Source organism: Streptomyces alkaliphilus (assembly GCF_014141535.1).
GTDB lineage: Bacteria > Actinomycetota > Actinomycetes > Streptomycetales > Streptomycetaceae > Streptomyces > Streptomyces alkaliphilus.
On sequence record NZ_VKHT01000055.1, the window covers coordinates 1 to 11,703 of the forward strand.

Sequence of the window (11,703 nt, forward strand, 5' to 3'; positions counted from 1 at the left end):
GGGAAGCGGAGGGGAGCAGGGGGGGAATGCCGCACTTCACAGTGGTGTGTATGTGTGCACACTCCTCTCGACGTTCACAGCCCAGACTGCTTCTGGTGATGCCGAGTCACCAACTCGTTCGAAAAGGCGCCGAGTTGGGATTCCGCATCTGGTCGATATGGGATCCGAAGCAGCTGGAGGCCGACTTCGCGTCGAGACTCGAAGAAGTCTCGGAGGAATTGCTGCTCACCGACTTCACCGACGAAATCGGATTGCGCGAAACCATTGAGCGGACCGCACGGCATCACGGGATCGATGCCGTGCTGCATTGCGGACACGGTGACTCGGTGCTGCCCGTGGTCCGGGAGGCATGGAAGCTGGGTCTGTCCGCGAACCCTCCGGCGGTGTACGAACGGCTCCGGGTGTGCGAAGGGGACGACTGGGCCCCGGCAGAGGCTCCCCGGGTGAGCGTCGAGACCCTGACCGTGAACGGAGCCCATCGCGTGGTGGGAGTGACGGCTCAACGCACCAGTGGGCCACCGCACTTCTTCGTGACGGGCTACCTTCACCCGGCGCCCTTGACCGATGATGAGCGAGCGGCGATCGAGGCAGTGGTCGAGGAGCGGCTGACGGCGATCGGATACCGCTCCGGCCCGGCCCACACACAGGTGGCGCTGCTGCCGTACGGACCGCGGATCGTGTCGTGCCGGACCCATCTGGGCGGCGACCGCATCCCCTTGCTCGTCGAGATCGCGCGCGGCTTCGACATGGAGACGGCGGTCTTCACGGGCCTCGAAGGCGGCCGTCCGGAGGTGCCGAGCCCTTTCCGGTATGCGGAAGTCGGCTTCTTCCTCCTGCCCGAAGGGAGACTGGAGACCTACACCGGCGTGGAGGACATCGCCGTGACCCCATGGGTTCACGGAGCTCGCTTTCCGTACAAGGTCGGCGACATGATCGCTCCTATCGGCGACTCACGCTCCCGGCGCGCTTATGTGGCCGTGGCCGGTGACACACCGGAACTCACCCGCGAACGGATTGCCAGGGGACGAGAGGATCTTGTGACCGTCATCCGCAATCCTCTACTGTCGGGGTGAGGTTGGTTCAATGCGCAGGACGGGGGCGTGGGTGGTGACATCGAGACCTATGGAAGACGATGCGGCCTTTCATCCGGAATTCGCCGTCCTCGGCTCATTGGAGATACGCGGCGGCGGCGCCCTGATACCTGTCAACGGGGCACTGCAGCGTCGTATCCTCGTGACCCTGCTCCTCGACGCCGGGCGTGTGGTGCCCGTCTCCCGACTGGTGACGGCCGGCTGGGACGAGCTGCCGCCGGACAGCGCCGAGCACCAGGTACGCAAGACCGTGGCCAAGCTGCGCAGTCGCCTCCCTCACGGCCCCGAGATCATTGTCACCGACGGGCCGGGGTATCGCGCGGTCGTCGGGACCGAACACCTCGATCTGCTCCGGCATCAGCAGCTGATGCGCCAGGCCAGGCAATCGCTGGACGCGGGACAGGCGGAACGTGCCGTGGCGGAGCTGCGCGAGGCGCTGGCGCTGTGGCGGGGGCCGGTGCTGTCCGGTTCCGGGGGTCAGCTGATCGACGCGGCCTCGACCGCCTTGGAGGAGCAGCGGATCAGCGCCGCGGAACAGCTCTACGACCTGCGCATCGACGCGGGCGAGGCAGCCGAGATCACGGGCGAGCTGCGGGGCCTCGTGGACGAGCATCCCCTGCGCGAGACGCTGCGCAGCCGGCTGATGCTCGCCCTCTACCACTCCGGGCAGCAGGCCGCGGCGCTGGACGAGTTCGCCCGCGTGCGCAAACACCTCGCGGATGAGCTGGGCATCGACCCCAGCGCGCAGCTGACCGGACTGCATGACCGCATGCTGCGCCAGGACCCGTCACTCGTCCGTCCGGCGCGCCCCGCGACACGTGTCACGCACCCGGTGACCGAGGCCCCCCACACGCTGCCGTTCGACGTGCCCGACTTCTCGGGCCGCCGTTTTGAACTGGAACGGGTCTGTGAGGTGGCCAGGCGCGCCCCGAAAGGGGCCCCGACGGTCATTGCGCTCGACGGCATGGGGGGCAGTGGGAAGACGGCGCTGGCCGTGCGCGCCGCCCATCAGATGGTGGAGCGGTATCCGGATGGCAGTCTCTTCATCGACCTGCACGGCTTCACACCGGGACAGGAGCCGCTCAGCGCGTTCCACGCGCAGGGTGACCTGCTCGCCGCCGCCAGCCTCCCGAGCGAGGAGATGCCCACCGTATCGGCGGGGCGCGCCGCGCGATGGCAGTCCTACATGCGGGGCCGTTGCATGGTGCTCATCCTGGACAACGCCGCCTCCTCCGAGCAGATCCGTGCGCTGATTCCCGCCTCCTCCGACAGCTTGGTCCTGATCACCAGCCGCCCGAGGCTGACGGGGCTCGACGGAGTCGAATGGCTCTCCGTGAGCGCTCTTCCGGAACAGGACAGCGACCAGCTCCTGCGCGCCACCCTCGGTGCCGAACGCGTCGAGAGGGAACCGGACGCCGCCTGTGAGCTGGTGCGGCTGTGCGGGGGTCTCCCGCTGGCGGTCAGGATCGCCTCCGCCCGGCTGGCGAACCGTCCTCACTGGACCGTGCAGCGACTCGTCGAACGGCTCCGCGATCACAATCGGCGTCTGGACGAGCTCACGAGCGAGGGCCGAGGGGTGGCCGGCGCACTGCTGCTGTCGTACCAGTCCATGCCGCGTGACCAGCAGTCCGCCTTCCGGCTTCTGGGCCATCATCCGGGACGCTATCTCGACACCCATGAAGCCGCCGCCCTGCTCGACACGGACGCCTTGACGGCCGAGGACGTGTTGGAGGAGCTGGTCGACGCCCGGTTGCTGGAGGCCAGGGAACAGGGCGTGTACGCCCTGCACGATCTGGTGCGCAGCTTCGTGCAACGTATCGCCCAGGGTTCGCGGGAGCCGGGGGACGAGCCGGCGATGCGGCGGCTCCTGGACCACTACCTGGGCATGACGAGGCATGCGTGTGACGTGGTGTTCCCCGGGCGGCGACGCATCAAGGACGACGGAGAACACCGGGTGGAGGACACGTTCGATCACAAGGAGAAGGCGCTTCAGTGGCTCGACCAGCACCGTGGCAGCCTTCTGGCGGCGGTGGACGCCGCGCACGACAGGGGACTGCTGTGGCATGCCGCGCGGCTGCCGCGTGAGCTGGGATTCCACTCCAGCATCCGTGGCTACGACTCCAGCGCCAACGCGGCGCTGGAGAAGGGGGTCAGCGCGTCACGGCAGCTCGGAGACCGCTCGCTGACCCGGCTGAATCTGATGAACCTGGCCATGGGCAAGTGGCGCCTCGGGCAACTGCGTGACGCGGTCGGTCTGCTGGAGGAAGCCGTGGGGCTGTCCCGGCGGATGGCGGACGAGTACAGCGAGGCGGAGTGCCAGGCACGGCTGGGGCAGGCGTACAGCAGCATGGGAGAGCTCGAGCACGCGCTACGGCTGAGTCAGGAGGTCAACAGACGTGCCAAGGAGCTGGGTTTCACCCGCCTCGACGGCTCCTCGCTCAGCATGCTGGGCCTGATACTGGCGCGGCTGGGGCGGTTCGAGGAGGCGGTGGAGTCCGCGGAGCGGGCGGTGGCCATCTTCGACTCGATCGAGGAGATCCATCTCTCCGTGACCGCCCTGAGCTATCTCTCCCGGGCGTTCGAGGGCCTGGGCCGCTACGAGGAGGCGCTCGCGCGGGCCGACGCGGCGCTGGAACGGTGCCAGCAGATCGGCATGCCCGCGGCGCTGCCGCTCGTACTCGCCCGCAGAGCCGACGTGCTGGTGCGCCTGGGAGCACTGGACGAAGCGGCGGACAGCGCCGACCACGCGCTGTCCAAGGCCGCCAGCAGCACGGACAACATCAACCGCACCACGGTGCACCTCTCGGCGGGGCTCGTGCGGTACGCCCGGGGGGATCTGGACACGGCGCTGGCCCAGCAGCGGCTGGCCCACGAGATCGCCTGCCGGATGGAGTTGCGCTACGACGAGGCGTGCGCGCTGTGGCACCTCGCCCGTACCGCCGAGGCCCGGGGTCATCCGCAGATGGCACGGCAGCACCGGTCAGCGGCGGACAACCTCTTCTCCCTCATGAAAGTGCCGGAGACCGCACGGTGAGTCCCGTACGCCGGGCGCTCCCCGGTGCGGGGACCGGGCGGGTACCCGGAAGGGAACCGGCAGGGAAGAGCGATTGCGAATCTTGGCGGAGTCGAAACGGCGCGTCTCTTCCAAGGAGCTTCCCATGCGTTTCACCTCTGCTCTCGCCGCCTCCGTCATCGCGCTCGGAGCCGTTCTGAGTGGATTCACGGCCGCCGCCGGCACGGACGCGCCGCAATCGGTCCAGCACCGCGCTGTCGCCTCCGGTCTCCCGGCGGACACGGTCCCGGCCCAGCGCGAGACGGACCACGGCAACGGCTGAGCAGACCGGCCGCGGCCGCCGACCGCGGCCCACCGTCCTCGCCCGGCCCGTCCTCGTCGCACATGTACAGACGCTCGTCACGCTCATAAGGCCGAACACCCACGAGCGACGCAAGGCTCGCGATCCCCGCGCACGGTAACCCATTGATGACAGCGGGGCTTCTCTCTCTCACTCATCGTTGGGGGACAACACAATGACCATTCGGGTGCTCGTCTGTGACCAGCTGCCCGTGATCGCGGACGGTCTCAAGACTCTTCTCGACGCGGTGCCGGACATCGAAGTGATCGGTACGACCCACAACGGCATGGAAGCCATCGTCCTGGTGCGCACCATGCATCCCGATGTCGTGGTCACGGACCTGAACCTCCAGACCATTTCCGGTCTGGAGATGATCCGCAGACTCGGTCAGGAGGACGAGTCGCCCCATATCGTCGTGTTCACCGCGGCCGACACCGACGAGACGGTGAGCGACGTGCTGCATGCCGGCGCGAGCTGTCTGCTCGGCAAGGACGTGAGTCCTCAGGAGCTGATCGCCGCGATCCACGGGGCGGCCGCCGGCCAGACCGTGCTCGCGCCGAACATCGCGCAGCGCCTGGTCACCTGGTTCCGTGCGCAGCCGGAGCCCCAGAAGGCCGAGACGTGTCCGGAAGTGACCGAGCTGACCCCGCGGGAACGGGAAGTGACGCGGATGGTGGCCCAAGGCATGTCCACCGAGGACGTGGCTCGCGAACTGATCATCGGCGAGGCCACGGTCAGGACCCATCTCTACCGCGTGCGTACCAAGCTCGGCGTCCGCGACCGTGCGGAGCTGGTGTCACTGGCCTACCGGACCGGACTCATCCGCTCGGTCGCCCACGCCGGCGGCAGCACGAGGGAGTTGTCGCTGGGGAGCTCACGTGCCGGTTGATCCACGGCAGGGGTGCCGTTGCGGCCCGGGGCTCCCCTCAGGGTGCGGCATCCCGGACCGCCCGGAGGTGGTCGGCGCCGACCATCCGCCAGAGCGCGGCGGGATCTCCGTACCGGGTGGACTCCGCCGCGGCCAGCCGGAAGTACCGGTGCAGGCCCAGTTCCGACGTCATCGCGCGCACCCCGCAGCTCTGCATGCTCAGGCGCACGACATCACGCGCGGTCTCGGACGCCATGGCCAGGGCGATGAGGGGCGCGGTGCGGGCAGCGGCCGGGTCGGACTCGACCAGCCGGACCCCTCGGTGGACCGCCGCCCTCGTCGCCCGCAACGCCACCATCGCGCGTGCCAAGGGAAACGACACCGCCGGCAGATCGCGCAGCCGCGTGCCGAACTGTCGGCGAAAACCGACGTACTCCACGGCCATGCGGTGCGCTCCGTCGGCGATGCCCAGCAGGTAGGCCGCCTGCCGCAGCCGTGCGCGCGCTAGCGGACCGGTGGGCGCCTCGTCCAGGGTGCCCACGACGCCCGCCGCGGGGACGGGCGCGGCCGCGAACCGGACGACCGGTGGCCAGCTCCCGTCCCGCGTGGTGACGCCGTCCGCCGTGCGCTCCACCGTGACCAGCACCGGATCGCCGCCGACCCTGGTGGCCACCAGGAACAGATCGGCGCTCGGGTCGTCGACGACGACCGTGCCGGTCAGCTCCCAGCCACCGGCGCGCGGCGTCGCGGTGACCCCACTGCCGGTGGGCAGGGCTTCGAAGCCCGCCAGAGCCGGGCTCGGCGCACCGATGCCCAGGTCGGCGGCGAACGCGTCGGCCCGGTAGGAGTTGCCGCACGCCGCGCGGCCGAGTTCCTCGCTGACCAGGGTCCCGGCACTCAGCCCCAGGCCGAGCCCGTCGGCGTCGACCGGGCGCTCGAAGTCGGCCGCCTCCAGCGCGTCGAGCACCGCACGGGTCGGGCCGCGGGCGCCGTCGGTCACCGGAGCGCCGTGCAGCTCGATCCGGGCGGGGATGCCGGCGAGTCCGGTACGCAGGGCCGTGCGCAGCCGGAGGGCGACCGGGTCGGGCGTGAGGTCCATGTCAGTCTCCCTGTCCGATGGAGTCGAACGAGGCGGCCATGATCTGGAGCATCACCTCGGAGGTGCCTGCCGAGAGCGTCAGTCCCGGAGCCTCCCGGTAGGCGGACTCCAGGGTCACGGTCGCTCCGGTGCGGTCGGCCCGCTGCTCGGGGCTCGGGATGTCGGCGGCCCAGACCGCGATGGACTGGGCGAGTTCGCTGCTGTGGTACTTGGCGACGGCTGTCGCGACCTGGTCGATCCGGTCCGCCGCGATCCCGGTGATGACCTCCCAGGCGAGGACGTGGTCGGCGGCGAGCGCGCCGTGCCAGCGGCCGATCTGCTCGAGGAGGCCGCCGGACACGGCCTCCGGTTCGCCCTCGACCAGGGCTTCGAGGGCGGCGTCCAGCCAGCGCTCCGCCTTCAGGTGGTAGTCCAGGCCGGTGCGTTCGATGGCCAGGGCCTCGTTGAGCAGCGGCCAGCCCTCGTCGCGCGGACCGAGCAGGTTCGCGCCCGGCACCGCGACCGCGTCGAGGTCAACCCGGTGGAAGTGCTCGTCGCCGATGCCGGGGACCATCGACACCGTCACACCGGGGGCCCGCATGTCGACCAGGAACAGGCTGATGCCCTGGTACTTGCCCGTGCCCGGCGTCGTACGGGCTGCGCACAGGCCGAGGTCGACGAAGCGGGTCTTGAGACTGAACACCTTGGTGCCGGTGATCCGGTAGCCGTCGCCGTCCGCCTCGGCGACCGCCCGGAGCCCGCCCAGGTCGGAGCCCGCGTCGGGCTCCGTGTACAGCACCGACGCGAAGCTCTCGCCACGGGCGATGGGGGGCAGATACCGCTGCTTCTGCTCCTCGCTGCCCGCCATCAGCAGGAACTGGCCGACGATCTGGACGGTGTTCACATGGAAGGTGTCCGGCACACCGGCACGAACCAGTTCCTCGGCGACGATCGCGGCGTCGGTCAGCGAGCGGCCCCGGCCGCCGTACTCGACGGGCCAGTGCACGGTGAGCAGGCCCAGCTCCCCGAGCAGCCGGTAGAGCGGGCGCGCGTCCGGCTCGACGCCGAACGCGCCGGTGGCCGCCGCCGCGGCGGCCTGGACCTCGACGGAGCGCAGGGTCTTCCGCACGTCCGCCCGGAACCGTTCTTGATCCTCTGTGAAGCCGAACCGCATGTGTGTCTCCTCAAGAGGCGAGCGCCTCTTCGATCGCCGCGACGACCCGGCCGATCGCCGACTCGGTGAACAGGGTGTAGTGGTCGCCGGGTACGCGCTCGGCCCGGAAGGGACCCGAGCACACCGCCCGCCACTGCTCTTCCATGGCGATGTGCGGGGAGGCGACGAGCACGGTGACGGGTCCGCCGTACGGGGCCGGCGGGCGGTAGGCCTGCATGGACAGGGCGGAGCACCGGAACGTCGCGAAGCGGGCGGCCAGCTCCTCCTCGGTCAGATCCGTTTCGATGCCGAGATCGATGAGGGTCTTCCCGACGTCGGCCACCCCCGCGGCCGGGTCGTCGAGGACCGCGGCCACCTCGGGGCCCTCTCGTCCGATCAGCCGTGCGACGTCGTGCACGAACCGCTGCCGCACCGTCGCCTCGTCCAGGGGCACGGAGTCCTCGTCGTAGGCGGCGTCCAGCAGGATCACCGGTGGCTTCTCCCCGGTGTTCTCCTCGATCTGCCGGGCGACCTCGAAGGCGAGCACACCCCCGTACGACCAGCCGGCCAGGCAGCAGGACGCCGGCAGGCCGGTCTCGGTCAGGGAGCGCGCGATGCGTGCGGCGGTCGCCGTCATCGCCTCCCGCGCGGGCACCTCGGTGTCCCGGGGGTCGGCGGCGAAGCCGGTCACGCCGATGTCGCCGCGCAGCGCCCTGGACAGAGGGATGTAGCAGAACAGCTCGCCGCCCGACGGGTGCAGCAGGATCACCTGCGCCGGCCCCGCCTCACGCATCACCACCGGCGCCCTGTCGGGTTCCCGCCGGGACGGGCTCGTCAGCGCGTCGACCGGATCGCCGTCCTCGGCGCGGCTCGCGGCGCCGACGGCGTCGATGGTGGCGGCCAGATGCGCGACCGTGGGAGAGACGAAGAAGTCACCGAGCGTGATCTCCACGCCGAACCTGCGGTGGATCGCCGACATCAGCTGGACGGCCTGGAGGCTGTTGCCCCCCGCCAGGAAGAAGTCGTCGTGCGCGCCGATCCGTTCGTCGTGCAGCAGGGGGGTGAGCACGTCACGCAGCAGCCTGCGCTCGGTCTCGGTCAGCGACTCGTCGCCGTGTCCCTCGCCCGGCCGGCTCGGGTCGGGGGCGGGCAGCCTGCGCCAGTCGACCTTGCCGCTGCTGGTCAGCGGCAGCTCGTCGAGGACCATGAAGAAGGACGGAATCATGTACGGGGGCAGGAGCGCGCTCAGGTGCTCGCGTACCGCGGGCACCTGCTGCTCGGTGATCCCGGTCAGACAGCCGACCAGGTGCTGGTCCCCGTTGTCGTCGCTCCACGCCCGGACGCTGACCGGACCGATCCCCTCGAAGCCGGTCAACGCCGATTCCACCTCACCCGGCTCGATCCGCAGGCCGCGGATCTTGACCTGCTGGTCGATGCGGCCGAGGAAGACGAGGCGTCCGTCGGGAAGCCGCTTCACCAGGTCGCCGGTCCGGTAGAGGCGACCGCCGGGTGCGGTGCCGAAGGGGTCGGGGACGAACTTCTCGGCGGTCAGCTCGTCGCGGTTGAGGTAGCCGTGGGCCAGCCCGGCGCCGCCGATGACCAGTTCACCCGGTACGCCGACAGGGACCTGGCGCAGCCCGGGGTCGAGGACGTGCGCCACGTGGTTGGTCATGGGCAGGCCGATCGGCGGGGACGTGTCCCAGGTGCCGCCGCACTCCTCGACGATCATCGTCACGGTGCACTCGGTCGGTCCGTAACCGTTGAACAGGCGCCGGCCCGGGTTCCACCGGTTCACCAGCTCACCGCTGAACGCCTCGCCGCCGACGAACGCGATGCGCAGGTCGGTGAAGCTCTCCGGCGTCAGCAGCGGCATCACGGTCGGGGGCAGGTCGATGACGGTGATACGGGCCTGCTCCATCAGCGTCTGGAGCCGTTCGATCGACAGCCGTTCCTCATCGGTCGCGAGGCACAGGCGGGCTCCGGTCAGCAGTGCCGAGAAGGTCTCGAAGACGGAGACGTCAAAGGTCGACGAAGCGAACCCGAGCACCCGGTCGGCCGGCGTCAGCTCGAACAACTCCCGGGTGGAGTCGATGAAGTTGACGACCCCGCGGTGCTTCAGGAGCACACCCTTCGGCTTGCCGGTGCTGCCCGAGGTGTAGATGACGTACGCGATGTCGTCCGGCCCCGCCGCGAGCGGCGGGTTGTCATCCGGCAGTGCCGCCGACGCGTCGCGGACCTCGTCCAGCATCACGACGGGCGCGCCGACCTCGCTCACGGCCTTGTCCGCCTCGGCGTGCGCGAGCACCACTCGCAACCGGGCGTCTTCGGCGATCTCGGCGACGCGCCCGGAGGGGTGCGCCGTGTCGAGAGGCACGTAGGCCGCGCCGGCCTTGAGCACCGCGAGGATCGCCGTCGGCAGGTCCAGGTTCCTGCGCAGACACAGACCGACCCGCGCGCCCGGCTCCACACCGTGCGCGCGCAGCAGGGCGGCGAGCCGGTTCGCGCGGGCATTCAGTTCGGCATATCGGGTCTCGACACCGGAGACGACGACGGCCACGCCGTCCGGGGTCTCCGCCGCGCGTGCCTCGAACTCCGCGACCACGGTGGACTCGCGAACCGGCCGCACCGGGCCCCCGGCGACCTCGGTGAGGAACGCCTTGTCCGTGGGGCTCAGCATCTCGGCCGTGGACAGCGGGGCGTCCGGGGCCGCGGTCAGGGTGTGCAGCAGCCCGTCGTAGTGCCGGGTGAACCGGGCGATGCTCTCGGCGTCGAAGAGGCGGGTGTTGAACTCGACGGCGAGGTCCGCGCCGGCCCCGGGCCCCGGCCGCCGGCTCAGGCTCCAGCTCATGTCGAAGCAGGAGGTGTGGGTCGGGCCCTCCTCGCACGAGATGTCGAGGCCGGGCAGGGCGGCAGCAAAGTCCGTGGTATCCGCGTCCGTCACGCCGAACACGATCTGGAAGACGGGAGAGCGCGACGGGTCGACGACCGGGTCCACTGCTTCGACCAGCTTGTCGAAGGGCAGGCCCGCGTGCTCGTCGGCCTCCGCCGACACGCGGGCGACCCGCCGGACCAGCTCGCGGAAGGTCGGATCGCCGGAGAGGTCCGCACGCAGCACGCGCAGATCGGTGAAGCGCCCGACCACCGAGGACACGCTGTCGTGGTGACGGTTCTCGTTCGGCGAGCCGATCACCAGGTCGTCGAGGCCGGAGTACCGGTGCAGCAGCGTGCAGAACGTGGCGACGAGGACGTCGTACGGGCTCGCGTTCACCTGCCGGGCCAGCTCATCGGCCCGCCGCAGGGCTTCGCCCCCGATGGTGAAGCGGGCGCGGTCGCCCGCGAAGGTGCGGGTCTCGCCGCGCGGCCGGTCGGTGGGGAACTCCAGGACCTCGACGCCCGCCAGCTTGCCGCGCCAGTACGCGCCGATCCTGTCCAGGTCGGCGCTGCCCAGCCGGTCGTGCTGCCACCGGGCGTAGTCCGGGTACTGCACAGGCGGTTCGGGCTGGTCCGGTGTGCCGCCGTCGGCCAATGCCGTGTAGAAGGCGACGAGTTCACGCATCAGCACGCCGCGCGAGCGGCTGTCGCAGACGAGGGCGGGCAGGTCGAGCAGGAACAGGTGGTCGTCCGGCTCGACCCTGATCAGTGCCGCGCGCCACATCGGCGTACGGCCCGGGTCGAACGGTTCGGCGGTCCGCCGCTCGATGAGGGCTCGTGCCGCCGCGATGCTCTCCACCTCGGTCAGCGGCAGGTCGACCGGAACCTCGGTGGCGATGACCTGCATCGGGGCACCCTCGCGCTCGGCGATCGTGGTCCGCAGCGCCTCGTGCCGGGCCACGGTCGACGCCAGCGCCTCGCGCAGCGCGCCCGGGTCGAGCCTGCCCCGAAGACGCAGGCACACCGGGGTGCCGGGGACCGGGTGGTCGAGGAACCGTAGGGTCCGTTGCTCGTGGGAGAGCGGTGTCGGGCCTGTGTGACCGCGCGATGTCGGTCCGCGCCGCGCCACGGTTTCCGCGTGTTCCCTCAATCGTGTGAGGAACCGCGTGCGGCGCTGTTCGGGGAGGGTGGTGATGTGGTGGGTCATGTCGGTCACCTGAGACTCCTGATGTGTGGCGGTGCCTCGGTTGCCGGGTCGTGGTCCGGGTGTGTGGGCAGGTGTGCCAACT

General features: G+C 70.5%; 7 protein-coding genes. 4 read left to right on the forward strand and 3 right to left on the reverse strand.

Annotation, left to right across the window (positions count from 1 at the left end; translation table 11 throughout):
* The first annotated feature begins 134 nt into the window (after positions 1–134).
* The 4 genes from FNQ90_RS03765 (at position 135) to FNQ90_RS03780 (ending at position 5,333) form a co-directional block, all read left to right on the forward strand.
* A complete protein-coding gene (locus FNQ90_RS03765; RefSeq protein WP_228470832.1) occupies positions 135–1,073 on the forward strand; it encodes an ATP-grasp domain-containing protein in 939 nt (312 codons plus the stop codon).
* 49 nt (positions 1,074–1,122) lie between these two features.
* Positions 1,123–4,125, forward strand: coding sequence for an AfsR/SARP family transcriptional regulator (locus tag FNQ90_RS03770; RefSeq protein WP_194432209.1), 3,003 nt, complete (start codon positions 1,123–1,125; stop codon positions 4,123–4,125).
* A 124-nt stretch (positions 4,126–4,249) separates the two neighbouring features.
* Entirely contained in the window at positions 4,250–4,426 is a 177-nt protein-coding gene (locus tag FNQ90_RS03775; RefSeq protein WP_182604952.1) for a hypothetical protein, read from the forward strand.
* Positions 4,427–4,619: 193 nt separating this feature from the next.
* Positions 4,620–5,333 carry a response regulator gene (locus FNQ90_RS03780; RefSeq protein ID WP_228470833.1) on the forward strand — a complete coding sequence of 238 codons (714 nt, stop codon included), beginning with the start codon at positions 4,620–4,622 and terminating at the stop codon, positions 5,331–5,333.
* A 37-nt stretch (positions 5,334–5,370) separates the two neighbouring features.
* Here the strand turns inward: FNQ90_RS03780 and FNQ90_RS03785 are convergent, their stop codons facing one another.
* Genes FNQ90_RS03785 through FNQ90_RS03795 form a run of 3 tightly spaced genes read right to left on the reverse strand, consistent with a single transcriptional unit; the run spans position 5,371 to position 11,621 of the window.
* The gene (locus FNQ90_RS03785; protein ID WP_182604953.1) at positions 5,371–6,411 is read right to left on the reverse strand and encodes an acyl-CoA dehydrogenase family protein; all 1,041 of its coding nucleotides are present in this window, start codon (positions 6,409–6,411) and stop codon (positions 5,371–5,373) included.
* Position 6,412: 1 nt separating this feature from the next.
* Positions 6,413–7,564 (reverse strand): acyl-CoA dehydrogenase family protein, encoded by a 1,152-nt coding sequence (locus FNQ90_RS03790; RefSeq protein ID WP_182604954.1) that lies wholly within the window; start codon positions 7,562–7,564, stop codon positions 6,413–6,415.
* Positions 7,565–7,574: 10 nt separating this feature from the next.
* Complete coding sequence (locus FNQ90_RS03795) at positions 7,575–11,621, reverse strand: non-ribosomal peptide synthetase (RefSeq protein ID WP_194432211.1); 4,047 nt, start codon at positions 11,619–11,621, stop codon at positions 7,575–7,577.
* Between the last annotated feature and the right edge of the window lie 82 nt (positions 11,622–11,703).